Consider the following 24798-nt stretch of genomic DNA (forward strand, 5'->3'; position numbering starts at 1 on the left):
ATTAATGGGAAAATTCGTTAATAACATAGAAGAGTTCTTTACATTTTGTAATGAAAATGATGTACAATTTGTAGATTTGAGATTTAGTGATATTAAAGGTTCATGGCACCACCTTACATACCGTTACAGTGCAGTAAATGCAGAAAATTTAGAAAACGGTTTCCCGTTTGACGGTTCTTCTGTCGAAAACTGGCAACCGATTAACAAATCGGACATGCTTTTAAAAGCAGATGTTCCGACTGCATTTCTTGATCCTTTTACTGCCGATCCTACTGTGATTCTTATCTGTGATGTATATGACATTTACAAAAATGAATTATATGAAAGATGTCCGCGTTCAATCGCAAAAAAAGCACTTAAATATGCTGAAGAGATCGGAATAGCTGATGCTGCATACTTTGGTCCGGAAAATGAATTTTTTATCTTTGATGATGTTAAATTTGTTGACAATATCAATGAAATGGGATTCAAAGTAGACACAGAAGAGGGTGAATGGAATTCAAACACCGGATATGACGAAATGTACAATACAGGTCACAGACCGGGAACAAAAGGCGGTTACTTCCCTGTAGCACCGACAGATTCTATGGTGGATATGCGTGCTGAAATGATGCAGGTGTTAGAGCAGGTTGGTCTTGAAGTTGTTCTTGGACACCACGAAGTTGCCCAGGGTCAAGGTGAAATCGGTATCGTTTTCGGTGACATCATCACTGCTGGTGACAATGTTCAAAAATACAAATATGTTGTAAAAATGATAGCGCACCTAAACGGTAAAACTGCTACATTTATGCCAAAACCATTATACGGTGACAACGGAAACGGAATGCATGTTCACCAGTCACTGTGGAAAAACGGCAAAAACCTTTTCTATAAAGAAGGCAATTATGGAAACCTGAGCGAAATGGCAATTCATTATGCAGGCGGGATCTTCAAACATGCTGCTGCAGTTGCTGCATTTACAAACCCGTCAACAAACTCATACAAACGTCTTATTCCTGGGTTTGAAGCACCAAGCATTTTGACTTACTCTTCTCAAAACCGCTCAGCTGCCTGTCGTATTCCGTATGGTGCAGGTGAAAAAGCAACACGTATTGAAATGAGATTCCCGGACTCTTCATCTTGTCCTTACCTTGCTTTTGCTGTAATGATGATGGCAGGACTAGACGGTATCAAACATGCTACAATCCCTGTCGGTCCGATGGATGAAGATCTGTTTGAACTTTCTCTTGATGAAATTCGTGAAAAAAACATTCCACAAATGCCACACACACTTCGTGAAGCATTAGAAGGTCTTATTGCAGACAACGAATTCTTAAAGCCGGTATTTACATCTGAATTTATAGAAGCATACCAGCACTATAAATTTGAACGTGATGTATGGCCGGACGAAGGTCGCCCGACTGCATACGAATTCAAAACTACCTACCAGTGCTAAGAACTTTAGCTTAGGCTATATGTTCTAAGCTTTTTCGGAACCCGTACTTTCTATGCTAAAGCATGGGCCCGACAAAATATCTCGGAATCGGTACTTCAGTGCCGACTGTTGCTACTTTCATGACACTTTCAGCCCACCCTGAAGGATGGGTTCCAAAAAGCAACACCCCTCTGCTCGGAATCGGTACTTTAGTGCCGACTGTTGCTACTTTTATGACACTCTCAGCCCGCCCTGAAGGATGGGTTCCGAAAAGCAACACCCTCTGCTCGGAATCGGTACTTCAGTGCCGACTGTTGCTACTTTCATGACACTTTCAGCCCGCACTGCAGAAAAAAATTTAGTTTTTCTCACAAGTCATGCGTTAGCATAGAAAATACGGGTTCCAAATAAAAGCCCATTAAATCAAAAATTCGATATAATTGCAAACATAATAGTCCTGTATAAGAGTGCAGCTGTTAAATAATTCAAGAACAAGGATTCTTTATGAAGAATATTCCTAAAGGCAAATACAAGCCTTATCCGAAAATAGACTTGCCAGACAGAAAATGGCCGGACAACAGTATAACCAAAGCACCGATATGGTGCAGTGTCGATTTGCGCGATGGCAATCAGGCACTTATCAATCCTATGGATATGAAGAAAAAACTTGAATTATTTGCACTCTTACTTAAACTCGGTTTCAAGGAAATAGAGGTGGGATTCCCCTCTGCTTCCAAAATAGAATTTGATTTTTTGCGCAAACTCGTCAATGACAATCTCATTCCGGATGATGTCACCATTCAGGTACTTGTGCAGGCAAGAGAACATTTGATTGCCAAAACATTTGAAGCCTTGGAAGGTGTAAAAAAAGCAACGGTACATTTGTATAATTCAACCTCGGTTGCCCAGAGAAAAATAGTGTTTTCAAAAACACAGGATGAAATTATTGACCTTGCCCTGGAGGGTGTTGATTTGGTCAAAAAATATGAAGCAAATCATAACGGAGAGATATTTTTAGAGTATTCTCCAGAGAGTTTTACGGGAACAGAGTTGGATTTTGCGGCACGGATTTCCAATGCCGTAACGGCTCGCTGGGGAATAAACGAAAACAGAAAGGTGATTATAAACCTTCCTGCAACAGTAGAGATGGCGACGCCTAATATTTATGCAGACCAGATAGAATGGATGGGCAGACACCTGGATAATCGTGAAAATGTCATCATTTCAACCCATACCCATAATGACAGAGGCACATCCATCGCTGCAACAGAGTTGGCACTTTTGGCAGGGGCAGACAGAGTCGAGGGAACACTTTTGAGCAACGGAGAGCGGACAGGCAATGTAGATATCATCACCCTTGCCTTAAATATGACCTCCCAAGGGATAGATACGGGGCTTGATTTTTCGGATATCAACGAAGTGGTGCGAGTTGTCGAAACATGTACAGAACTTCCGACACATCCAAGACATCCCTATGTCGGAGAACTTGTTTATACTGCATTTTCCGGTTCCCATCAGGATGCCATTAACAAAGGGCTTGCCTATCAGCAGGCAAAAGAGGACCCTTTTTGGGAAGTGCCTTATCTGCCGATAGATCCGGCTGATGTGGGACGGACGTATGAAAGTATCATCCGTATTAACTCACAATCGGGAAAAGGCGGAGTGGCTTATATACTCGAACACAATTACGGCTACCATTTGCCAAAAGCCATGCATCCTGAAATCGGTCGTGCCGTGCAGGCATTAAGTGATGAAAAAGGACGAGAACTGGAACCCGAAGAGATCTTGGAAGTTTTTAAAAATACCTATTTCAATATTGAAGAGCATATCTCTTTTATAGACTTTACGCTCTCTTCAGATAACGGGAAGGCTACATGTACTTTAACGTACAAATACAATGGAGATGTCATTACATCTGAGGGCGAAGGCAATGGACCGATTGATGCCTGTAAGAATGCACTGATGCAAAAGTACAAAAATGATTTTACTGTTAAGTCATACTCGGAGCACTCGTGTGGTGACAAAAGCAGTGCACAGGCAGTAGCATACATAGAAATTCAGACAAAAGAGGTACTCTCGCGTTTTGGTGTCGGAATAGACAATGACATCACTGTAGCCTCAATCAAAGCCATGTTTTGTGCTTTAAACAGAACCTTTGGCTAAAAAAGAAGTTCAGATTCTGTTTCATCACTGTAATCACTTCTTGGCGGCTTTGAGATATCACTGAAATACTCTTTTTTTCCATTGATTTTCACTTCAATAATTCCCTCAGGCACATCAAATTTTCGCTTTATCTGAGGGTAGAGTTTCAAAAGATTTCTGAAATAATAAGCAAAGGCGGGACCCGAAACCCGTCCTCCTGTCTCTTTGTGATACATCGGTGTATTGTCATCATTGCCGAACCAGACAACCGTCTCAACAGTAGGGGAATAGCCGGCAAACCAGGCATCTATATTATTATTGGTTGTTCCTGTCTTTCCTGCAATTTCTATGCCTCGCACTCTTGATCTTCGTCCTGTTCCTCTTGTGACAACATCACGCAGTATCGTCGTCATTATAAAAGCCTGAGTCGGAGCCGTTATATAATAAGAAACATCCTCTTTTTTATAAACAGTACTGCCGCCTTGGTCAATACTTGTAATCAAGTGAGGTTTTACCTGAATCCCGTAGTTTGAAAATGACGTATAATACTGTGCAAGTTCAAGCGGTGACATTGACATGGTTCCAAGAGCGATAGAGAGGTCATTTGGCAGATTTTTAATATGAAATTTCTTAAGTTCCCGCAGCAACTGTGACAGGCCTATGTCATTAACAAGATTGATGGTCGCCAGATTTCTTGAATGAATAAGTGCTTCTCTGAGAGTAATGAGACCTTTATAGTTTTTTTCATAGTTTTTAGGCTGCCATTTCATCTCCTCACCATTTTTTTCATAGGCATATGTCTGGGCAATATCAACAAGTTTTGTAGCACCCGAATATCCCAAATCAATAGCTACCTGATATATAAAAGGTTTAAAAGCAGAACCGGGCTGGCGCCTGCCCTGAGTAGCACGATTATAAGAGCTTTTTTTATAATCTACACTCCCAAGCAGTGCCAAAATATCCCCTGTTTTGGAATCAAGAGAAACCAAAGCACCGTTAAGCTGTGACACATTGACATCCTGGACTTTAAAGGTTTTGTCTTCTGTTTCCTGTGCCTCTTTTTCTTTGTATTTTTCAATTCTCTCTAAAGCTTTGTCATACGCATACTGCAATGATTTTCTTCCAATATCCTGCAGTTTCAAATCAATCGTTGTATATATTTCATATCCGCCTGTTTTTAAGTCGTCAATTCCCATATTTCTGAATCTTCTTGCAACTTCATCCACAACAAAAGGGGCTCTGTTTTGTGTCAGTGTATCATTATATACTACCGGATTTTCAGCCAATGCCTTTTTGTATGTTGCGTCGTCTATCCAGCCAAGTGTATACATTCTTGTGATGACACGATTGGCTCTGCCCATGGAAATATCATAGTTTTTTGTAGGCGCATAGGTACTTGGCGCCTTTGGCAGACCTACAAGTATTGCTATCTCTTTAAGTGTCAAATCAGAGAGTTTCTTGTGAAAATACCCGTCCGCAGCTGTTTTGATGCCATAATATCCGTGCCCAAAATAGATCTCATTTAAATACCGTTCCAGAATCTGCTCTTTTGTCAGTGCATTTTCAAGTTTAAAAGAGTATATCAACTCTTTTATTTTTCGTGAGAGTTTTTTCTCCCGGGTCAATAATTTGTTTTTTACTAACTGCTGCGTAATCGTACTGGCACCCTCAACCATCTTTCCTGCTTTGATATCTTTGATAACTGCCCGAAAAATTGCATCAAAATTAACGCCGGAATGTTCAAAAAAGGTTGTATCTTCAATGGCGACAAGTGCTTCAATTACCCTTGGAGGAATCTCATTAAAAGAGGCATAATATCTATGCTGTTTATCAAAAATATTTGCTATTTTTTCTCCGTTTTTGTCATATATTCTGCTTGTCTGTTTTGGTTTGTAGTCTACTAAGGAGGATATATCATAATCATAGCTTACCAAGTAATAGCCAAGAATTATAAAGGGTGAGAAAAACCCTAAAATCAGTACTGTTACAAATGTTCTTTTTAGTAGTTTTTTCATGTTCTGAATTTCCTGTTGGCAAAACTGGCCTCTATTAATATTTTTGTATACTCTTGTTGCGGATTCTCTGTTATTTCACGCATTTTTCCGCTTTCAACTATTCTTCCGTTTTTTATGATAGCAACATCTTCGCACAGTGCCTTGGCAGAAGCTATGTCATGTGTCACAAAAAGCATTTGAAACTGCTCTTTTTTTTGCAATTTTTTTAAAAGCTGAAGTATCACCTCTTTGGTCTGGGGATCAAGTGCGGTTGTCGGTTCATCAAGTAAAAGTAACCTCGGTTTTGATTCTAACGCAATTGCAATGACAACACGCTGAAGTTGTCCGCCTGAGAGTTCGGGGGCAAAGCGTTCGAGCAAATCGTAATGCAGACCGACTTCATCAAAAAGTTCCCTGACCCTTTTTGGCTCACTGAAAAACTGTTTTTTGATTTTTGTCAGTGGAGAGAGTGCTGTAAAAGGATTCTGCGGCACAAAAGAGAGTGTTTTTCCTGCAATGAGTTCAAAATCAAAATTATCTGCAAGCTCTACTCTCATCTCTTTGGGCAGCATCCCCAGAAGCGCCTTGATTGTCAGGCTTTTTCCGCTGCCGCTTTGCCCTATTAATGCCAATGAAGAGGAAATGTCAAAGGAGATGTCCACCAGGGCTTTATTGTTGTAGATAATTTTGAGTTTGGACATTTTCATGATTTTATTCCTGCCAACTCTTTGCAAACCAGTCTGAGCGTATCACTCTTTTCACCGAGTCTTGCAATCAGACGAATTATTGCAGAGGCAACCGTAGGCTGGCGTATCGCCCCCACACTGTAACCGGATTTCAACAGCCTGTTTTTAATATCTATGACCTGTCTATTGTCTCCTATACAAACAGGCACAATCAAACCCTTTACATGTAAGCCTAACTCTTGGGAGACTATTGTTTGGCGAAGCATTATCTCTTTTTTCAGTGTTTTACTGTTTTGTAAAATATATTTGAGTCCATTATGCGCCAACAGTGTATCATACAAAGAGAGAGCCGTTGCATATACAATCGGTTTTGCACGATTTAAAAGATAGTGTGATATATGTTCTGATGAGAGTATAAAAGCACCGAAACTGCCATAGGCTTTTCCGAGCGTTCCCATTTTAATATGGTTTTGCTTTACGGCAATACCGTAATAATCAAAAACACCCATCAGTTTGTCTCCGACTACTCCGCTGCTGTGCGCTTCATCAACTATCAAAAGTGCTTCCTCTTCATCACATATATCAAAAACCTCTTTTGCGCACAAATCACCGTCCATCGAGTAAATACCCTCAACTGCGACAATTTTTCGCCTAGCATTGGAGTTCTGCAGTAAACTTCGCAACTCCTGCATATCATTATGTTTGAAAAAAACTACATTTATATTGTGCATTTGCGAGGCAAGTATACCCGAAGCATGATAAAGTTCATCCATAAAAAGCGTATCACCGCGACGCACAAGCGATTCAATCAAGGCAATATTTGCATTAAATCCGCTTCCAAGCACTATTGCTGCCTCAAAGCCGTTTGCTTCACATAAAGCCTCTTCAAAATCCTTGTGTATCTGATGATAGCCGTTTATCAGCATAGATGCCTTGGCATTGTTGAGCGGATACTCTGCTAATTCTTTACATGTAAGCGTATGAAGTTCTTTGTTGTGCGAAAGTCCCAAATAGTCATTTGAGGCAAAATCATGCAGGGTGTTGTCAACAATTTCACGTGTCCGATAACGTCCTGCTCTTTGAAGAGCTTTGAGCTCTTTAGTATAAAAATTCATCCAAGAACTACCTTGTTTCTCCCTGTTTCTTTTGCTTTGTAAAGAGCCAAATCAACTCTTTTATACAGAGAAATATCATCGTCGCCTTTTTCATACTCTGCAACACCAAAGCTCATGGTAATAGGCAGGACAGCTTTGTATTTTTCGACACTTTCTCTTATCTTTTGTGCCAGGGTATACGCTTTGTCTTTCGTAGTATTTGGCAGAATCACTATAAACTCTTCTCCGCCGATTCTGCAAAAAATATCGGTATCACGCAGCATAGAAGCAATATACTTTGTATATTCTACCAGTACTTTATCACCTGTATCGTGTCCGTAGTTGTCATTGACTTTTTTAAAAAAATCTATGTCAAAAATAATCAGCGAAAATGGATGATGATAGCGCTGTGTCAGCAAAATCTGTTCATCCAGTTTTTTATGAAAAAAACGTCGGTTGCCGATCTTTGTCAGTGAATCTTTTACAGCCAGAATCTCCAACTCTTTTTTATAGTTTTCCTGTTCGGTTATATCGGACAGTATAATTCCGTAGAGATTGTCTTTTTTGTCAAGAATCGAAGCAGAAATAGCAAAATAGTACTCTTTGTCATAAATCCTGACTTTCGTTTTGTGATATACCTCAGAATTTTTGACAATATATTCTATCCAACCCAGACCATTGTTTACAGCGCCGATATATCCTTCTTCTTCTTCAAAAAATTCACATATACAATGGTGTTTTTGTGAGAACTCTTCTATATTTTTATAGCCTTTGAAATATTTAAAAAAAGTTTTATTTGCAGAAACAAGCTTTTTTTCATTACTGACAATGACAATATTTGTAGAGTTGTCTATGATACTTTTATAATAGTGTTTTTGCTTGGCATAGCGATAAAACAGAATACTGATACCCATAAACAAAAGTGTGACAAGAATAACATTCCAAACCAGACTTAATTGCAATGTGACAAAAAGTACGAAGAGATATGCCAGCAGTATATTAATAAAAAAACTGTATCTTTTATAAAAATACATCAGTTTTTCTCCATAAAAGTCTCTAACACTTCGACACAAAGTCCCATTGCCGTACTCTCATAGCCTCTGACTTCTTTGATGTAGGGCTTGCAAAACCCTTCTACCATACAGGCACCAGCCTTGCCTCGCCACTCTCCGCTCTCTAAGTAACGTTCCAAATCTTGTGTATTAAATGGTTCAAACAGGTAGTCTGTCTTTGAAATATCTATTATCTTTTGCTGTTTTGCATGATATATCATACATGTAATGATACTCGTAATATTTCCGCTCTGCGTCATTAAAATATTACGGGCATCATCTTTGCAGCGTGCCTTTCTTAAAATATGTCCCTGGCTTGTAACAACAGTATCGGCTACCAACAGCGGATACTCTTCATAGCCAAATACTCTGAGATTTGCTTCATACTTGCCTAGAGTTGCCTGATAAACAAAGTTTTTCGGGCTGTTTGCGACAATGCTCTCTTCATCAAAATCAACACTCTCTTGAATAAAATCAATGCCTGCTTTTTTTAAAAGCATGGCGCGTGTCTGAGATGATGAGCAGAGTCTAATAGGCATTTCGCAGAGTCACTCCCAGATAAATTGCAATAATTCCAAGTGTGATATTGATGGGAACCATATATTTTCCAATAAGCTCTAACGCTTTTTTTGCACCTGCTGTATCACCTTTTTGTAAAAGTTTCTGTGCTTTGTTGCGTCTGAAAATCATAGCCGCAAGATTAGCCGCCATAATCATCCAGATCACCTCTTTTACATGCACAAGATTATATATATGCATCGCATACTCATCTATCACATTGCCGCCTGCATCAACGGCAGCCGCACGAAAACCAAGTCCGACAGCCATGATAACTGCTGTAATGATTAGTATAACAACAAAAGGTAAAACAATCATAAAGAGCCTGTTGAGTGCCTGTGAAATTCGTTCGAGTCTGTGTAAGGGTGATTCAATTTGTATAAATGAAGGATGCGCTGCAAATTTCATGGCAATCATCCCTCCGACCCAAACAACGGCAGAGATTACATGTAAAAAGACTATCTGTGTTCTGTAATCTGCAAAAAGTTCAATCATAAAATCTTTCATCAATCCAATACCTCTGTAATAAATTTCAGTGCTGCTTCTTTTGCCTCAGGCAGTTTTGAAGCATCTTTTCCTCCGGCTTGGGCAAAGTCAGGACGACCGCCACCGCCTCCGCCAAGAAGCGGTGCTATTTTTTTGATCCAATCACCCGCTTTTGCCTCGCACCCTTTGACACCTGCGGCTATGAGCACTTTATCGCCTTTGACCTGGAAAAGCATTGCACAGAGTTTGTCATTTTGATTTTTCAGCTCATCTATCTTTTCTTTGATATCCCCGTTAGGCAGTTCATCCACAACTACTGACACACCGTTTATCTCATCTGCTTTAATTTCAACTTTTGCAGCTTCGTGTGCCTCTTTGAGTTCATCTTTCAAAGCAGCTATATTTGATTTGAGCCTGCTGATTCCTGCAAGCAGATCAAGATTTTTCACTTCACTCTGCGCCTCTTTCACAAGTGCTCTTTGCTCACAAAAGTATTTATACGCCGCATTGCCGCACACAGCTTCAATACGTCGCACACCGGCACTCACACCGCTCTCTTTGGTAATGATAAACGAACCGATATTTGCCGTATTGTCTACATGTATTCCGCCACAAAACTCAACAGAAGCGTCTGCAAATTTGACAACACGCACCTCATCTCCATACTTCTCGCCAAACTGGCTCTTCGCACCTGATTTTTTTGCCTCTTCTATAGGCAGTACCTCGGTTTGGGCAGGAATTGCACGCATTATTTCAACATTTACACGTTCTTCTATTACATGTAATTCCTCTTCACTGAGCGCTTTTGGATGAGAAAAATCAAATCGCAGACGATTTGCCTCAACCAAAGAACCCGCCTGTGAAATATGTTCTCCAAGCACATCAAAAAGTACCGCATGCAACAGGTGTGTTGCCGAGTGATGTTTTGTTATCTCATTTCTGGAAATATCCACTTTTGCATCTACATGCTGTCCGACTTTGAGAGAGGCATGCAACTCTATCTTCGAAAGATTCAAACCAAAGAATTTTTTCGTATCAACTACCTGTGCAATGCCTTCAAGTTCTCCAATATCACCACACTGTCCGCCACTCTCAGCATAAAAAGGTGTAATATCTAAAAATACCCATCCTTTTTCTCCGGCTTGCAGTTCTTCCACACGCACATACTTTTCATCTAAAAGTGCCAGCACTTTGCTTGCATGATGCATAGTTTCATATCCGACAAATCTGTTTTCACCAAACTCCTCAAGCAGTGTTTTAAAGTCACCGCTGATGGCATCATCCCCACTCCCTTTCCAGGCAGCTTTGGCACGTCTTCTCTGCTCATTCATCAGGCTCTCAAATGTTGCCGTATCCAGTGAGAGGTTTTTTTCTTTGAGCATATCTTCTGTCAAGTCAAGCGGAAAGCCGTAGGTATCATAGAGTTTAAAAGCCACTTCACCCGAAAACACATACCCCAGGGCACCTTCTCTGCCCTCGGCATTCACCTTGTCTTTGGTATTTTGCAGTTCCATGTTAAAAAGTGCTATGCCTGATTCTATTGTCTTGAAAAATCGTGCCTCTTCAAGCTCTATCTGTTCTTTGACAACCTCTGCTTTGGTCTGAAGATACTCATACTCACCACCCATAATATCAACCAAAGTATCGACAAGTTTATACATAAAAGGCTCACGGAATCCAAGAAGATATCCGTGACGCACAGCACGGCGCAGGATTCTTCGAAGCACGTACCCGCGTCCCTCATTAGAAAAATTTACACCCTGAGAGAGTAAAAATACTGCGGTTCTGATATGATCTGCTATAACACGGTACGATGCACCCGTAGCATACACATACTCTTTGCCTGTCAAATCTTCGACTTTTCGGATAATCGGCATAAACAAAGAGGATCCATAATTGGAAATGGCACCCTCTTTAATGGCTACAACACGCTCCAGCCCCATTCCTGTATCTATGGATGGATGTGCAAGAGGAATTCTCTCTCCGCCTTTTTCTTTGACTTCATACTGCATAAAAACAAGGTTCCAGATTTCCAAAAATCTGTCGCCTTCACCGCCCATATAATCCTCGGGACCGCTAAAATGTTCTGCTCCCTGATCATAAAAGATTTCAGAACACGGTCCGCACGGTCCCGTATCACCCATAGACCAGAAGTTGTCTTTGTCTCCAAGACGCATAATCCGCTCAGGCGCAATATGTTTTTTCCAGATTTCTTCAGCCTCATCATCACTTTCATGCACTGTTACCCAGAGTTTGTCTTTGTCCAGATGCAATATCTCAGTGATAAACTCCCAGGCATAGGCAATTGCCTCTTCCTTGAAGTAGTCTCCGAAACTGAAATTTCCCAGCATTTCAAAGAAAGTATGATGACGCGCTGTATGTCCGACATTTTCCAGGTCATTGTGTTTTCCACCCGCACGGATACAAGTCTGGCAGGATGTGGCACGAGGATTTTTCGGACGAGGAACCTCCCCTGTAAAAATCGACTTAAAAGGCACCATGCCTGCGTTGTTAAAAAGCAGAGTCGCATCTTCAGGCACCAAAGGCGCTGAGGGAACTCTTGTATGTTGTTTTGATTCAAAAAATTTTAAATACTCTTCTCTAATATCCATGGTTGTTTCTCTTTTATAAAATTACGCGATTATATCCAAAAGGAGCTAAATTTTTTGAATTTATTCTCTTTTTTCTACAAATTAAACAAATTTTTTAAAATTAATGTGCCTCTTAACTATAATAAATTATAATATTTTTCAATTTAATTCACGGAGAGAAAATGAAAAAAACAGTAGTAACAGGCTTGGTAACAATGATAATAGGAGCAAATCTTTTTGCTGAAAAAGTAAGCACATATGAATATGCGGCATTTCAAAATGCAAATGATGTCAAAACGGCACTTACAAAAAACGGTTTACAGGTTGTTGGCGAATATGATGCTATGCAGGACCCAAATTATCATGTCATAGCCTATACATGTCCTACATTGACAAAAGATGCTTCTAAAAAAGACAGGGCATTTGCCGGTGTGCAAAAAGTGCTCGTAAACACTAAAGACAATGAACTCGTGCTTACAAATCCACAATATTTTTTACATGCTTTTATGCAGAATGATTTTCAAAAAGCACATGCAAAAAAAGTAAACACCAAGCTTGCAAATGCTTTTGGCACACTCATAAATTCAGAAGATGCTCTTGATGATGACGATATTGCAGGGTATCACTTTATGATGGCTATGCCGTATTATGAAGATATGATAGAAGTTGCAAAAGGAGAAAAACTCAAAGAGAAACTGGAAAAAAATGCAGCAAAAAACATTGTTTTTACATTAGAAACCGGGAGTGCAACGCTTTATGGTATAGCAATGCCGACTAAGAAAGGTGAAAAATACTATGTTTCTGAAATAAAAGGAGAAAAACACAGTGCATTTTTACCTTATATGGTAATGGTTGAAGGAGACACAGCAAAAATCCTACACCCGAAATACTATCTTGCTATTGCCTATCCAAACCTCAGCATGGGTGAGTTTATGTCAATCTCAGGCACACCTGGAGATATTGAAGACTACTTTACATCTCTTTTTCAGTAATAAGCTCTTTTGCGTGACAATTGATACTTTTGATTTCTCATCAGGTATCTCTTGTCCGGAGCCTTTAAGGGGTGCCTTAAAGCAACTTTTCAAAAATGGTATTTTTTAATTTCTTTTTGACAACACTCTCAATCAAACGCATTATCAAGCCTTCATGCTCACTTTTCATCGTTTTGACAGCTCTTGCCAACACACGAATATCATACTGGCCCGGATATATCTCCGGTACTTTTTTATTGAGATTCAACAGCGTATATACAGCGGTAATTGCAGAACGGACAGAGTATTCAACAGTAAAGACGCAATCATCTTTAATCTCACAGAACTGCCCCAAAAAAGCCAGATTCACACTCCCTTTTGGTACAACTTCCGGTCTGTCGCCTTGAAGCCTTGGCATAAACTGGCTTGTTATATAAGGCATCATCACAGGAATCACGATGCACTCCTCAACATATTCCTGCATATCCTTGTCATCTATTCCAAAATGGTATAACAGTTCCTTTAACAATTCTTCTCCGGAACATTCGCTCATCTTCTTGTCGATAAAGTCGCCTTTGTTGTCCGGATAGAGTGCATATGCCCAGGCAACCGTATACTCAAATGGCTGGTTTTTATACTGCGGCTGCCTGTTTACCGTAACACTCATAAGCCAGTTCGAATCTTTAATGGTAATAATTCCGCCCGTTGCTGTTTTGTGCGGCAAAAATTTTCTCTCGGCAAAACTCTCCAAAAGTTTGCGCATTTTTGGTCCCCTGGCAGTTATCGTAAATGATTCCCATTTTGTTTTGTCTATATCACTGCAAAAAACTTCCGGTTTGCCGAAAGACGCATCTTTTTGTGCCAGCTTTTTCCACAATGCCCAGCAGGCACCCTCTTTTCTATTTAAAACAGGAGCCCTCTTCATATCTCCAAAAGAGGAGTTTTCCACCATTGAGCCATTGGTAAAAAATACCAAATCATTTTCACATCTCTCAATAACTTTTTCTTTGGAGTTTTGCAGCAGATGAATGGCGGTTACCGTCTTTTTCTCTTCCTGAATATCTACTTCCAGATCACTTACTTTAGTGTTAAAAACAAAATTGACACCTTTGTCCTCTAAAAGTTTTTTCAGCGGAAGGGTCAAAGAATCGTATTGGTTATACTTGGTAAACACCAGGCCCCTCATCGTACTCATTCCCGGCAAAAGATGCATAAAACGGTGCATATAGCGCTTCATCTCGACAACACTGTGCCACGGCTCAAAAGCAAACATGCTTCTCCAGTACAGCCACATGTCTGTCTCAAAATAGGATGTCTCAAAATACTCTTCAACACTCATAGTTCCCAAATCCTCTTCCTTTTTCAAAAGCAGTTTTGTCAACTCTTTTATGTATTTCTCTTCCAGTCCCAAACCTGTTGAACGCTGTTTTTCTCCCCTGTTGTATATTACGCGTACCTTTGAAAAATTCGGATCAATGTCATTGAGTTCTTTAAACTCATCAAGAACAGTTCTTCCCTCCTCCTCCAGAGATGGGACCCCGGCATACAAATCCCACAAACACTCATAATGCTCTTCCATCTCCCGTCCTCCGCGCGCTACAAAGCCCGTTTGAGGATTGCCTGCGCCATCAAGCGCACCACCGGCCACACTGCTCTCTTCAAATATCGTTATTTGATGACCCTGCATATATCCGTCACGCATTAAATACTCGGCAGCAGCCAAAGAAGCTATACCCGAACCAATCAAAAAAGCTCGTTTGTTTTCAATACCTGCGGATTTGTGCGGATGGACTCTTTGATAATTATTCATGATTGGGTATCCTTTGTATAAAATTTCACTATTATCATTATAGGGCACTTCTAAAAACCCTGGTATATCTCAACATTATAGCGAAGATACTAATGCAAGGCAAAAACTACGCAGGAGCTACGAGTAGCTTCAAGTGGTTTTAACGAAGCAGTAGTGCTTTTGCTAAAATGCCCTGCGGGAACCAAAAAGAGGAGTGAGATTGCACAAAATTTTCTATCACCGTAGCTACGGCTATGGTTCAAGAAAAGTTTTGCACAATCTCACTCCTCTTTTTGGCTTTGAGGGATATCAGGGTTTTTAGAAGTGCCCTATATTACAAATATAAGGAATACGCATTGAAACTTACTTTTTTAGGAACAAGTGCCGGAAAACCGACAAAAGAGAGAAATGTCACAGCCCTTGCACTCGAATTTGACCAGGATAACAAATGGTATCTTTTTGACTGCGGGGAAGCTACGCAGCATCAGATACTCAGAACCTCTCTTTGCATTGGAAAACTCTCTACAGTCTTCATCACCCATCTCCACGGCGACCATTGCTACGGGCTTCCCGGACTGCTCTCTTCAAAAAAACTCGACAAAGCCTTTTCTCCTCTGACGATATATGGACCAAAAGGAATCAAACATTTCATTGAATGTGTTACAGACACTTCCCAAGAGCATCTGGGATATACGCTCAAAATAGTTGAGACAGAAGCAAACAGCAGAATAATCTTTGACAAATTCATCCTCCGTGTTCTCCCGCTTGTACACTCTGTGGAAAGTTTTGCCTATTTTATACAAGAGCATGACACAACAGACAAACTTGATGAGCAAAAGCTGCGCCTGGCGGGACTCGAGCCTTCGCCTCTTTATGGAGAGCTTAAACGCGGAAACAGCATTATGCACAAAGGAAAAGAGTTTCTCTCAAAGGACTATATGCTGTCTCCCCTGCCGGGAAGAAGCCTCATAGTAGCCGGAGACAACAGTAAACCTGATATTTTAGGCGCTTATCTGGAGAATCTTGATCTGCTGGTGCATGAAAGTACCTACACACAGAAAGTATACAATGCTTTAAAGACAAAATTTCTTCATACTACAGCAAAAAAACTGGGTGAAGCGGCACAGAAACATCACATCAAAAATCTTATAGCTACCCACATCAGTCCAAGATATTCACGGGGAAGTTCCTGCGATGCAGAAATGATTTGCAGGGAGATAAAGTTTGCCTATAAAGGGGAATGTTTTATTGCCGCTGATTTTGATGTTTTTTATCTTGACAGGAAGAAGAAACTTCAAAAGTTGTAATTTTACACGCTTTGTCTTATGTGAAAAAAAGTTCCCGGTTGGCTTCAAAGTTTTCAACCAAAGTATTGAAACAGCCCCCTAACTCCCGGATTGTTTCCATATTCGGTTCTATATAGATTTTATTTGATTTTTTTTCCATTGTGATGATACCGGCTTCTCGAAGTTCTTTTAAATGTTTTGAGATCGTAGGCAGTGAAAAATCAAAATGCTCGGCAATGGTGCTTACACAGGTTGCATGGGGACTGACCTTGACCTTTGGATCTTTTTTATCAAGAGAACATGTATATCCGCCCGTAAAAACATTTTTAAAAATTAAAAAACGTGTTTCATTCCCAAGCGCCTTGAATATCTTGATTTTTTGTTGCATATCCAGCATTGTTGTCCTTGACATTTTAATTATAAAATTATACCATACTCTCATCTATTTAGTTAAATGCCTAATTAAGCATTTAACTATTAGGTTATTTCAAAACAAAGGAATAACAATGAAAAAATTGTTATTGATCATTGCATTGTTGAGTACCAACCTGCTTATGGCAGATATTGCAAATAAAATGGTGCTTATCAAAGAAGCCAGAAAAAGTGTGGGAGAGATGCCTGCAAAACAGCTTAAAGCTTTGCTTGATGAGGGTGAAGACGTAATTGTTCTGGATGTAAGAGAGAGTGAACAGCGAGCCGAGGGAAGTATTCCCTATGATGAGTTCAACAAAGAAAATTTTGTAGCCATTACACGCGGCAATCTGGAATGGGAAGCGGCGAAAAAGATCAAAGATCCTGATGTCCTGATAGTCACATATTGTCGAAGCGGAGGCAGAGGGGCATTGGCAGCCGAAGTGTTGAAAAAAATGGGTTACAAAAATGTAACCACGCTCAAAGGCGGGCTCAAAGGCTGGGTAAAAGCAGGATACCCTGTAAAAACAGGTCTGGGTGAAGTTGTACTAAAAAAAGAAAAGTGATTTTACATAAATTTTACTTATCTGGGATAATATAAGGGCATCTCCAATGCCATTAATTCAAAAGGAATGTATAAATGAAAAAAATGATACTGATTTTAACCTTGCTTCTTAGTCTGGTTCAGGCCGAAGATGAAAATGCAAAGGCAGTGTATGATTTGACAACAAAAAATTTGGCAAAATTTGAAAGAAATATACTCAAAGGAATTGTTTTCAACAAAACACTCTATGCAAACCAGCTCAAAGAGCTTGATGTAGCCGTTGTTATCCATGGAGGAGCCTACAGATTTTTTGTAAAAAATCTGGACACTACCATCTTTAAAAATGATCAAAAACTTCAAAAAGCCTACAAAGAGCTCAAGCAGCGTATCGCCACAATGGCTGACACCTACGATGTGGAATTTCTAATGTGCGGTGCGGCAATGGACCGCAACAGGCTTACAAAAGATGACATTGTTCCTTTTGTAACAATTATTCCAAACTCTACCATAGGACTTATCAACAAACAAAATGACGGTTTTGCCTATATTCCTGTAGGAGATTAACAGAGAATATGTGTCACTCTTTGTAACCAAAACGGAATAAAAAAATACTACAATTTTCAAACCCACTGAAAATGGAGAAAAACAAAATGCATGAGAGAGAGTTTACGATAGATGCGAACAATCCCGAGTTAGAGTTTTTTTATGATCTGGATGATGCTTTTAAAGTCTATCTGACTCGTTTGGATTATGTTTCATAAAATTTAATTCATCTTCGATTTTGATATTTTTGTAATATTTGCTCATAAGCTCTGCAGCGATTCCGTTGCCGAGTTTCACAGTCTCTTTTTTCTCATTCAAAACAGGAGTCGTACCATATCCGCAGCTTGGTGACTTTGATTTGAGAATGATACGGTCAACCTTTGGATGCAGTTTCATAAAAGTGTTTGTTTCGTCTTCCAAAAGCTGTGTAACATCTTTGTTTGTCTCATCTGTCACGATTCTCTTTTTTCCGTTTATTTCCACAACATTGATACGTTCTCTCGGCGTTCCAAAAAGCGGTGCTTCAGGGCAGAAAGGAATGATTTCATACTCCTTTAAAGCCTCTTCTACCACATCTGTCTTTTTTGTTTTACCGTCATAACGGCAACACTCACCGAGTAAACAGGCAGAAACGATTACTTTTTTTTTCATACAGCCCTCTCTTGTAAAAAACAAAACCCGCACTGCAGAAAAAAATTTAGTTTTTTCTAAGTTACGCTTTAGCGTTAAAAGTACGGGTTCCCAAAAGCTCTTTCATCGGAATCGGTACTTTAGTGCCGACTCTTAGGGTACAAAAGTCTAAATTTCACTTGTCATTTAACAAATGACAATAGACTTCAACTCCGTCATCTCTTCTATGGCAAAACGCGGACCTTCGCGTCCTACTCCGCTGAGTTTCACCCCGCCGTAGGGCTGTATGTCAAAACGAAGTGTCGGCATATCGTTTATAACTATTCCGCCCGCATCAAGCTCCTCTATTGCACGGTTTGCAATGCTTAAATCGTTCGTAAAAATCGAAAACTGCAAACCGTAAGGCGAGTCATTCATTCTTAGGGCAGCATCATCAAAATCCATCACTTTTACCAGCGAAACTATCGGTGCAAAGACCTCTTCGCAGACAATTGCCATATCATCCCTTACATTTGCCATGACACAGGGATAAAATGTTCTGCCTTCCAAACGCGGAACCAGTAAAGGAATTGCACCCTCTTTTATAGCGGCATCAACCCAACCCATAGCACGCTGGCATGATTCATCGTCTATGAGCGGTCCCATAAATGTCTCCTCATCATAAGGGCTGCCGACTTTGAGTTTTTTTGTAGCCGCTGCCATAAGTTCTGCAAATTCATCATATATATCTTCTTGCACATAAATACGCTGCAGCGATATACACACCTGTCCCGAATTGACAAAAGCACCCATGGCGCATTTCGTTGCAGCATAGGCCAGATCAGCCGATTTTTCTATGAATGTCGCGGCATTGCCTCCGAGTTCAAGTCCTATTTTTTTGATACCGGCATTCTTTGTAATAATATTGCCGACAGGAACACTGCCTGTAAAACTGATAACACGGGGAATATCGCTTGTAATTAGTGCATTACCAACTTCTGCATCACCGTAAACAACACTTAATGCATCAGGTACGGCATAATCACTCTCTATAAAAAGCTTTGCAAACTTGTATGCGGTCAGAGGTGCTTCGGGTGTCGGTTTAAGCACTACGGCATTACCTGCGACAAGTGCCGGTCCGAGTTTATGTGCCACGAGATTTAAAGGAAAATTAAAAGGCGTAATTGCCACAACAACACCGGCAGGTTCGCGTCGAAAAAAGCTAAGCGTTTTTTTTCCGCTGGGCATGGCATCAGTGTTGATCGTTTCACCGTGCATTGTCCGCATTGTCTCTGCTGAAAGCGTTATGGTTTCAATACAACGTTCAACTTCTATACGTGAAAAAGAGATAGGCTTCCCTACTTCATCCGTAATGGTTTTTGCCAAATCTTCTTTGTTTTCTTGAAGTTTTTTGGCAACATCAAGCAGCCATGCGCAACGCTGTGCCAAAGTACTTTTTTTGGCAAATACAGCGGCATCTTTGGCAATCTGCAATGCTTTTTTTGCATCCTCTTCACTGCATACAGGAGCAGTTGAAACCACTTCCCCGCTGTAAGGCGATTTTCTTTGGCTTACTTCTGCTTTTTCTGCTTCTTTAGAACCGAAAAATATTTTTGCTTCTTTCATCATTTTTCCTAAGATATCATTTTATATTAGGAAAATTATATCATTTTAATTGTAATCCTAATACAATTTGATTATGAAAACATTTATAACTATCCTATTTTTAGCATCTTCTCTTTTTGGATTTGAAACAGACAAATGGCTGCATGATTACAATACGGCAGTAAATCAAGCACAAAAAGCGCACAAAAACATTTACCTCTTTGTCGGAGCGGACAGATGCCATTTTTGCAAAAGATTTAAAGAAGTAACACTCTCTCAAAAAAAAGTCATACAGAGGCTTCGTCAAGACTATATTCTTGTATATCTCTCACGTGACCGGCACTTCATTCCAAAAAAATTCCAAAGATTCGGCGTTCCAAGACACTATTTTCTTAATTCACAGGGAAAAATTTTATTTGAAAGTTTCGGAGTGCTTGAGCCCGCAGGCTTTTTTACCCTTTTAGACGAAGCCGATTTAAATACAAATAACTAAGAGCAGGCAACATCACAATATCGGTCTCTTATTTTCTTAAAGTCCGCAATATTATTTAAAAATATATCAACAAGCAGAGGGTCAAAGTGTCTTCCTTTTTCTTCTTGAAACATTGCAACAATATCTTCATCCTTCCAGGCTTTTTTATACACTCTCTCGCTTCCAAGCGCATCAAATACATCTGCTACAGCGGTAATTCTTGCATATATGCTTATCTCTTCTCCTGCCAAACCTCTGGGATATCCAGAGCCGTCATATTTTTCATGATGCTCATACGCAATCGTAGCTGCAATCTGTAAAAGTTCTTTGTCGCTGTGTCTAAGCATATCATACCCCAGAGTAGTATGTGTCTTCATAATTTCAGTCTCCTGGGCTGTATGTCTTGCGGGTTTGTTGAGTATAGCATCGGGTATGCCTACTTTTCCTATGTCATGCATTGGACTTGCTTCTTTTAACATCTGCGCATGAAATTTATCCATACCACTGTACTCCGCCAACAAGCGGGAATACTCTGCAACCCGCCTTACATGATTTCCTGTCTCTTTGGAACGGCTCTCACCGATTGTGCCCATTGTAAATATGATCTCTTTTTGTGTTTCGCGTATATCTTTGTTGAGTGCTACAATATCTTTGATTCTGCGGTGTACCTCTTCTTTGAGATACTCATTCATATTTTCCATATTTTTCTGCAGCTCCTGCAAAGCTTTTTTGTCTGTAATGTTTTCTCTCAATGCATGGTAGCCGACAACTTCTCCGCTCTCATTGGTATATGGTCCGATATGCGCATACACCCAATAAAAACTGCCGTCTTTGGCCCTGTTTTTTATCTCGCCATACCATTCTTTTCCGGCTTTGAGAGTAGCCCACAAATCTGCAAACAGCTCTTTTGGCATATCTTTATGTCTTAAAATATTATGGTTTTTTCCTAAAAGTTCTTCTTTTGAATATTTGCTTATTCTGCAAAATGCCTCACTGGCATATACAATTTTTCCCTGCAAATCAGTTGCAGAAAAAATGACATCTCTGTCAAATGTTTTGAGCAAATAGTCTTTATTCATTGTGTCATTCAAAAAATTATTTTTCATAAAAAAACCTGTAAAAAAAATATCACTTTCTACAGTTTAGCAAAAATTAAATTAAATTGTAATATTTTCCAATATTTCTATGTTTTTCGGGGTGACTATCAGTGCATCAAACATATACTCAGGATCCAGAGTATTTTTTTTCATATAGACCTGTGCGGTTTTTATAAGACGGGAGAGTTTTGCCGGTGTTATGTTTTGAATGGCTAGTTCATAATTTTCACCGCTTTTTACTTCTATGAAATGCAGGATATTATCTTTGAAGGCAATAATGTCCAATTCGCCAAAACGGGAATAAAAATTCTTTTCTAAAATAGTATACCCATGTTCTTGCAGGAATAGAGCAGCCTTTTCTTCTGCTATATTTCCTTTTGCTCTGCTCATGGGTTTATGTCCTTTCTTGGCAATTTTCAAAGCAACTCTCAGCCCAGACTGAAGTCTTGGTTCCTCGATATCTTGACATGCTTATATTTATTCGGAACCCAGGTTTTAACCTGGGCTGGTGTTTGCTTAGCAGTTTATTATTTCAACTTGTATAGACTTAAATGCCGCTGTCATAATCAGCTCATCACTCTTGTCTCCAAATATATTGTTCAGTTTTGAATCTGCATGATGAAATGTTGTATAAAGCGTTTTTGGACGGACTTTGTTGGTAAACTTTACACGAAGAGGATTTGTCTGACCAAACTCTGTTTTTAGAATCACCTTTTCGCTCACAAAGTCTGCCGCATCCTCTTCATGTACCAACAAGAGATCCTCTGTATAGCGTTTCATCAGTTTTTCGGTATATTTTGTTTGTGCAGAGTTGTTGTAATGTGCCATAGCACGGCCTGTTGTAAGATGGTATCCTTTGAGATTTTTGTTTAAAATCTCTTCTACCATCCCTGAGAGTTTGTATCCGTGGTATCTAAAAGCACCAATGCCGTCACGTGTTCTGAAATCTTCGCGATGCAGTACAGGAGTGCCCTCTCCCTCTTCGGTTATCGGCCAGGAAATGCCTTTTTTTTCATTTTCTCTGAGCACTTTGTAAGAAGCGCCTTTAAATCTGTTTGTCGCTGTTTTTCTGACATCTTCCCATATTGCTTCGGACGAGTCAAAACCAAAACCGCCGCCCATCTTTTCATCAAGCAGTTTGATCACTTCCCAGTCATCAGGTAAATCACACTCTACCAAAGGTCTTGAAAGATGTACTTTTCTCATGGCATTGATATAAACACCTGTTTTTTCGTAGGCTGATTTTACACCTACCACTATATCGGCACGTTCGGCAATATCTGTCATAAAAAGCTCTTGCACAAATATCAGTTCCAAATTTTCAAAGGCTTTCGTAATCTTGTTAAGATTCGGATGAATGTGTGTCAGATCCTCACCAATGTTGAGAACACCTTTTATACTGCCGTCAAGCATTCCGTCAACCAGTTGGGGTGTCATTAGCCCTACCTCTTTTGGAGCTGTATAATCAGGCGCATAATACGGAAGCATTCCCATGTCACAGACACCCTGTACATTGGTCTGTCCGCGAAGCGGCATAACACCGGCTCCGTCTTTACCTATATTTCCGGTCATTAGTGCCAAATGCACTATGGCCATAACAGCATAGGAACCGTCCACATGTTCGGTAATCCCGAGACCCCAGAGAATCAAAGACTTTTTGGCCGCATACTCACGGGCAATTTCAGGAAGCATATCCGCAAGATACTCATACCCTTCTACATCTCTGAAAAACTCCGGATTTGCATACGGGTCGGCTAATATGTTTTCCTTGAAATGTTCCCAGTTCTTTGTTCTGTTTTTGATAAAATCTTTACAGTAAAGCTCTTCTTTGATGATAGTGTAGGCTATCATATTTAAAACAAGCAGATTTGATTCATGCGGTGTTACCGCTTTATACTTTGAAAACTTGTGCAGTTTTATCTCACGAACATCAAAACATGCAATAGGCGTGCCCTTTTGTGCCGCTTTTATCATACGGTTTCCGACAATAGGATGAGCTTCTGTAGTATTTGAGCCCATTACGATCATAAATTCTGTTTTGTATATATCATCAAAAGGATTCGAGGCAGCCCCTTCGCCTATAGTAAGACGCATGCCTTTTAGTGATGGGGAATGGCAGACTCTCGCACAGTTGTCCACATGTGGAGAGTTCAGTGTATAACGCGTAAATTTCTGAAAATAGTAGGCACTCTCACAAGAGCTTCTTGCCCCGCCAAGCGAACAGACAGATTTGTCGCCATATTTTGCCTGAATATCTTTGAGCTTCATTGCACCGGCTGTTGTTGCACTCTCCAAATTTGTTTCATACCATTTTTCATCCAGAGAATGAAGCGAATCAGCTATAACAGCTTTGATATGAGGATTCTTTTCCAAAAAGCTTTTTCGGATACGGGGATTTTTAATACGCTCTTTTGCATCAACAAAGTCAAAACCGTATGTTCCTTTGATACAAAGCTTTCCCTCTGATGTAGCACCGTCGGGATGTGCGAATATCTTCTTGATTTTGTTCTCTTTGACATCAACATGTGCGGCAATGTCACAGCCTACGCCACAGTATGCGCACACACTGTCAATTGTTTTTATATTTTCCATTTTCCACCCTCAACTACTACCGTATTTTCAGTAAGATTTTTGAAAAAGCATATCGTGAAGCTCAGAGCAAAGCGAGGATTTGCCTTCTAAGATATGTTTTTTAAAAAATCTGCAATTTACAACTATGAAAGGTAGTTTACAATTCTTTGACTTAAAGCTGATGGAAGTAAATTCATAAAACGAATGATTAAATAAAATCTAAGAGGAAAGGCATAAAACTTTTTTCTTTTTTCTATTGCCTTTTTCATACGTTTGACTCCCTCTGCAGTATCCAGCAAAAACGGCATCTTAAATTCATTTTTGTCAGTCATTTCACTTTTGACAAATCCCGGCAAAAGTATGCTTACATGTAAACCGTCTTTTGCATACTTGTAAAATATACCCTCCGCATAGGCATTTAAAGCACGTTTGGACGAAGCATACACTTTTGCACTCGGCATAGTAAAAAGTGACGAAAGCGATGAAACAAATACAATATGACCGCTTTTTTGTGCCTGCAGTTGCGGTAAAAGCACTTCTAAAATCGCATGATTTGCCAGCACATTGACATTGTAAAGATTTTGAAAATCATGTATCGTTGGAATAGTTTGCGTATGTCCAAGCGATATTCCTGCATTTAACAGAAGCAAATCAACTGCTCCGACTGACCTGACTTTTTTCTGAAGTTGAACAAAATCAGTTACATCCACAACAAGCAAAGTAATACTTTTACATTTTGGAGCGAGTTCTTTTTGCAGGCTTTGCAGTTTTTGCTCTCTGCGTGCCAACAAAATAAGTTCAGTATCTTTGTTCGCATATTGACGTGCAAATTCCGCACCAAGACCGGAGCTTGCCCCTGTAATCAGGATTTTCATCTTAAAAG

At 39.8% G+C, this 24798-nt stretch carries 23 protein-coding genes; 7 read left to right on the forward strand and 16 right to left on the reverse strand.

Features of this window, described 5'->3' with window-relative positions:
* Nucleotides 1–4: 4 nt before the first annotated feature.
* Nucleotides 5–1435, forward strand: a complete 1431-nt coding sequence (gene glnA, locus ACM66U_RS10280; RefSeq protein WP_151899515.1) for a type I glutamate--ammonia ligase — start codon at nucleotides 5–7, stop codon at nucleotides 1433–1435.
* 55 nt (nucleotides 1436–1490) lie between these two features.
* On the opposite strand, the gene ACM66U_RS10285 is transcribed toward glnA, so the two are convergent.
* Nucleotides 1491–1691: a hypothetical protein gene (locus ACM66U_RS10285; RefSeq protein WP_418640702.1), complete on the reverse strand. Its 201-nt coding sequence runs from the start codon at nucleotides 1689–1691 to the stop codon at nucleotides 1491–1493.
* Between the two features lie 227 nt (nucleotides 1692–1918).
* On the opposite strand from ACM66U_RS10285, the gene leuA reads away from it, so the two are divergent.
* Entirely contained in the window at nucleotides 1919–3577 is a 1659-nt protein-coding gene (gene leuA, locus ACM66U_RS10290; protein WP_418640703.1) for a 2-isopropylmalate synthase, read from the forward strand.
* Here leuA and ACM66U_RS10295 read toward each other — a convergent pair.
* From ACM66U_RS10295 to alaS, 7 genes are read right to left on the reverse strand one after another with little or no spacing between them, the layout of a single operon-like run.
* Nucleotides 3574–5571, reverse strand: a complete 1998-nt coding sequence (locus tag ACM66U_RS10295) for a penicillin-binding protein 1A (RefSeq protein WP_418640704.1) — start codon at nucleotides 5569–5571, stop codon at nucleotides 3574–3576. The two genes, leuA and ACM66U_RS10295, sit on opposite strands and share 4 nt — an antisense overlap.
* On the reverse strand, nucleotides 5568–6257 hold the full coding sequence (locus ACM66U_RS10300) for an ATP-binding cassette domain-containing protein (RefSeq protein WP_418640705.1): 690 nt from the start codon (nucleotides 6255–6257) through the stop codon (nucleotides 5568–5570). Before ACM66U_RS10300 ends, ACM66U_RS10295 begins: the two co-directional genes overlap by 4 nt.
* Nucleotides 6254–7351: an aminotransferase class I/II-fold pyridoxal phosphate-dependent enzyme gene (locus ACM66U_RS10305; RefSeq protein ID WP_418640706.1), complete on the reverse strand. Its 1098-nt coding sequence runs from the start codon at nucleotides 7349–7351 to the stop codon at nucleotides 6254–6256. The genes ACM66U_RS10300 and ACM66U_RS10305 overlap by 4 nt, the downstream gene beginning before the upstream one ends.
* Nucleotides 7348–8364, reverse strand: coding sequence for a GGDEF domain-containing protein (locus ACM66U_RS10310; protein WP_418640707.1), 1017 nt, complete (start codon nucleotides 8362–8364; stop codon nucleotides 7348–7350). The genes ACM66U_RS10305 and ACM66U_RS10310 overlap by 4 nt, the downstream gene beginning before the upstream one ends.
* Nucleotides 8364–8921 carry a septum formation inhibitor Maf gene (gene maf, locus ACM66U_RS10315; RefSeq protein ID WP_418640708.1) on the reverse strand — a complete coding sequence of 186 codons (558 nt, stop codon included), beginning with the start codon at nucleotides 8919–8921 and terminating at the stop codon, nucleotides 8364–8366. The genes ACM66U_RS10310 and maf overlap by 1 nt, the downstream gene beginning before the upstream one ends.
* Nucleotides 8911–9447 (reverse strand): hypothetical protein, encoded by a 537-nt coding sequence (locus ACM66U_RS10320; protein ID WP_418640709.1) that lies wholly within the window; start codon nucleotides 9445–9447, stop codon nucleotides 8911–8913. The genes maf and ACM66U_RS10320 overlap by 11 nt, the downstream gene beginning before the upstream one ends.
* Nucleotides 9447–12038 carry an alanine--tRNA ligase gene (gene alaS, locus ACM66U_RS10325; RefSeq protein WP_418640710.1) on the reverse strand — a complete coding sequence of 864 codons (2592 nt, stop codon included), beginning with the start codon at nucleotides 12036–12038 and terminating at the stop codon, nucleotides 9447–9449. Before alaS ends, ACM66U_RS10320 begins: the two co-directional genes overlap by 1 nt.
* 161 nt (nucleotides 12039–12199) lie before the next feature.
* On the opposite strand from alaS, the gene ACM66U_RS10330 reads away from it, so the two are divergent.
* A complete protein-coding gene (locus ACM66U_RS10330; RefSeq protein ID WP_418640711.1) occupies nucleotides 12200–13009 on the forward strand; it encodes a hypothetical protein in 810 nt (269 codons plus the stop codon).
* A 76-nt stretch (nucleotides 13010–13085) separates the two neighbouring features.
* Here the strand turns inward: ACM66U_RS10330 and ACM66U_RS10335 are convergent, their stop codons facing one another.
* The gene (locus ACM66U_RS10335) at nucleotides 13086–14798 is read right to left on the reverse strand and encodes an oleate hydratase (RefSeq protein ID WP_418640712.1); all 1713 of its coding nucleotides are present in this window, start codon (nucleotides 14796–14798) and stop codon (nucleotides 13086–13088) included.
* Between the two features lie 335 nt (nucleotides 14799–15133).
* Here ACM66U_RS10335 and ACM66U_RS10340 point away from each other — a divergent pair, with 335 nt between their 5' ends.
* A complete protein-coding gene (locus ACM66U_RS10340; RefSeq protein ID WP_418640713.1) occupies nucleotides 15134–16084 on the forward strand; it encodes an MBL fold metallo-hydrolase in 951 nt (316 codons plus the stop codon).
* Between the two features lie 16 nt (nucleotides 16085–16100).
* On the opposite strand, the gene ACM66U_RS10345 is transcribed toward ACM66U_RS10340, so the two are convergent.
* Nucleotides 16101–16460, reverse strand: a complete 360-nt coding sequence (locus ACM66U_RS10345) for an ArsR/SmtB family transcription factor (protein ID WP_151899504.1) — start codon at nucleotides 16458–16460, stop codon at nucleotides 16101–16103.
* 109 nt (nucleotides 16461–16569) lie between these two features.
* Here ACM66U_RS10345 and ACM66U_RS10350 point away from each other — a divergent pair, with 109 nt between their 5' ends.
* Nucleotides 16570–17040, forward strand: a complete 471-nt coding sequence (locus ACM66U_RS10350; RefSeq protein ID WP_151899503.1) for a rhodanese-like domain-containing protein — start codon at nucleotides 16570–16572, stop codon at nucleotides 17038–17040.
* 74 nt (nucleotides 17041–17114) lie between these two features.
* On the forward strand, nucleotides 17115–17582 hold the full coding sequence (locus ACM66U_RS10355) for a DsrE family protein (protein WP_418640714.1): 468 nt from the start codon (nucleotides 17115–17117) through the stop codon (nucleotides 17580–17582).
* A gap of 159 nt (nucleotides 17583–17741) precedes the next feature.
* Here the strand turns inward: ACM66U_RS10355 and ACM66U_RS10360 are convergent, their stop codons facing one another.
* Both ACM66U_RS10360 and ACM66U_RS10365 read right to left on the reverse strand, forming a co-directional pair.
* Entirely contained in the window at nucleotides 17742–18212 is a 471-nt protein-coding gene (locus tag ACM66U_RS10360; RefSeq protein ID WP_418640715.1) for a DUF523 domain-containing protein, read from the reverse strand.
* Between the two features lie 165 nt (nucleotides 18213–18377).
* The gene (locus ACM66U_RS10365) at nucleotides 18378–19796 is read right to left on the reverse strand and encodes an aldehyde dehydrogenase family protein (RefSeq protein ID WP_151899499.1); all 1419 of its coding nucleotides are present in this window, start codon (nucleotides 19794–19796) and stop codon (nucleotides 18378–18380) included.
* Nucleotides 19797–19869: 73 nt separating this feature from the next.
* On the opposite strand from ACM66U_RS10365, the gene ACM66U_RS10370 reads away from it, so the two are divergent.
* Nucleotides 19870–20268, forward strand: coding sequence for a thioredoxin family protein (locus ACM66U_RS10370; RefSeq protein ID WP_151899498.1), 399 nt, complete (start codon nucleotides 19870–19872; stop codon nucleotides 20266–20268).
* Here ACM66U_RS10370 and ACM66U_RS10375 read toward each other — a convergent pair.
* The 4 genes from ACM66U_RS10375 to ACM66U_RS10390 form a co-directional block, all read right to left on the reverse strand.
* Nucleotides 20265–21353 carry an HD domain-containing phosphohydrolase gene (locus ACM66U_RS10375; protein WP_151899497.1) on the reverse strand — a complete coding sequence of 363 codons (1089 nt, stop codon included), beginning with the start codon at nucleotides 21351–21353 and terminating at the stop codon, nucleotides 20265–20267. The two genes, ACM66U_RS10370 and ACM66U_RS10375, sit on opposite strands and share 4 nt — an antisense overlap.
* A 51-nt stretch (nucleotides 21354–21404) precedes the next feature.
* Nucleotides 21405–21734 carry a YraN family protein gene (locus tag ACM66U_RS10380; RefSeq protein WP_151899496.1) on the reverse strand — a complete coding sequence of 110 codons (330 nt, stop codon included), beginning with the start codon at nucleotides 21732–21734 and terminating at the stop codon, nucleotides 21405–21407.
* 126 nt (nucleotides 21735–21860) lie between these two features.
* Nucleotides 21861–23936, reverse strand: a complete 2076-nt coding sequence (locus ACM66U_RS10385; protein WP_151899495.1) for a molybdopterin oxidoreductase family protein — start codon at nucleotides 23934–23936, stop codon at nucleotides 21861–21863.
* Between the two features lie 122 nt (nucleotides 23937–24058).
* Nucleotides 24059–24790 carry an SDR family NAD(P)-dependent oxidoreductase gene (locus tag ACM66U_RS10390; protein ID WP_151899494.1) on the reverse strand — a complete coding sequence of 244 codons (732 nt, stop codon included), beginning with the start codon at nucleotides 24788–24790 and terminating at the stop codon, nucleotides 24059–24061.
* Between the last annotated feature and the right edge of the window lie 8 nt (nucleotides 24791–24798).

It is taken from the genome of Sulfurimonas sp. ST-27 (genome assembly GCF_048081595.1).
In the GTDB taxonomy this organism is placed as follows: Bacteria; Campylobacterota; Campylobacteria; order Campylobacterales; family Sulfurimonadaceae; genus Sulfurimonas; species Sulfurimonas hydrogeniphila.

Excerpts from the sequence above, each read along its gene's own strand:
- glnA (WP_151899515.1), top strand. The coding sequence starts at position 5 with ATGGGAAAATTCGTTAATAACATAGAAGAGTTCTTTACATTTTGTAAT.
- leuA (WP_418640703.1), top strand. The coding sequence starts at position 1,919 with ATGAAGAATATTCCTAAAGGCAAATACAAGCCTTATCCGAAAATAGAC.
- ACM66U_RS10295 (WP_418640704.1), bottom strand. The coding sequence starts at position 5,571 with ATGAAAAAACTACTAAAAAGAACATTTGTAACAGTACTGATTTTAGGG.
- ACM66U_RS10300 (WP_418640705.1), bottom strand. The coding sequence starts at position 6,257 with ATGAAAATGTCCAAACTCAAAATTATCTACAACAATAAAGCCCTGGTG.
- ACM66U_RS10305 (WP_418640706.1), bottom strand. The coding sequence starts at position 7,351 with ATGAATTTTTATACTAAAGAGCTCAAAGCTCTTCAAAGAGCAGGACGT.
- ACM66U_RS10310 (WP_418640707.1), bottom strand. The coding sequence starts at position 8,364 with ATGTATTTTTATAAAAGATACAGTTTTTTTATTAATATACTGCTGGCA.
- maf (WP_418640708.1), bottom strand. The coding sequence starts at position 8,921 with ATGCCTATTAGACTCTGCTCATCATCTCAGACACGCGCCATGCTTTTA.
- ACM66U_RS10320 (WP_418640709.1), bottom strand. The coding sequence starts at position 9,447 with ATGAAAGATTTTATGATTGAACTTTTTGCAGATTACAGAACACAGATA.
- alaS (WP_418640710.1), bottom strand. The coding sequence starts at position 12,038 with ATGGATATTAGAGAAGAGTATTTAAAATTTTTTGAATCAAAACAACAT.
- ACM66U_RS10330 (WP_418640711.1), top strand. The coding sequence starts at position 12,200 with ATGAAAAAAACAGTAGTAACAGGCTTGGTAACAATGATAATAGGAGCA.
- ACM66U_RS10335 (WP_418640712.1), bottom strand. The coding sequence starts at position 14,798 with ATGAATAATTATCAAAGAGTCCATCCGCACAAATCCGCAGGTATTGAA.
- ACM66U_RS10345 (WP_151899504.1), bottom strand. The coding sequence starts at position 16,460 with ATGCTGGATATGCAACAAAAAATCAAGATATTCAAGGCGCTTGGGAAT.
- ACM66U_RS10350 (WP_151899503.1), top strand. The coding sequence starts at position 16,570 with ATGAAAAAATTGTTATTGATCATTGCATTGTTGAGTACCAACCTGCTT.
- ACM66U_RS10355 (WP_418640714.1), top strand. The coding sequence starts at position 17,115 with ATGAAAAAAATGATACTGATTTTAACCTTGCTTCTTAGTCTGGTTCAG.
- ACM66U_RS10360 (WP_418640715.1), bottom strand. The coding sequence starts at position 18,212 with ATGAAAAAAAAAGTAATCGTTTCTGCCTGTTTACTCGGTGAGTGTTGC.
- ACM66U_RS10365 (WP_151899499.1), bottom strand. The coding sequence starts at position 19,796 with ATGAAAGAAGCAAAAATATTTTTCGGTTCTAAAGAAGCAGAAAAAGCA.
- ACM66U_RS10370 (WP_151899498.1), top strand. The coding sequence starts at position 19,870 with ATGAAAACATTTATAACTATCCTATTTTTAGCATCTTCTCTTTTTGGA.
- ACM66U_RS10375 (WP_151899497.1), bottom strand. The coding sequence starts at position 21,353 with ATGAAAAATAATTTTTTGAATGACACAATGAATAAAGACTATTTGCTC.
- ACM66U_RS10380 (WP_151899496.1), bottom strand. The coding sequence starts at position 21,734 with ATGAGCAGAGCAAAAGGAAATATAGCAGAAGAAAAGGCTGCTCTATTC.
- ACM66U_RS10385 (WP_151899495.1), bottom strand. The coding sequence starts at position 23,936 with ATGGAAAATATAAAAACAATTGACAGTGTGTGCGCATACTGTGGCGTA.
- ACM66U_RS10390 (WP_151899494.1), bottom strand. The coding sequence starts at position 24,790 with ATGAAAATCCTGATTACAGGGGCAAGCTCCGGTCTTGGTGCGGAATTT.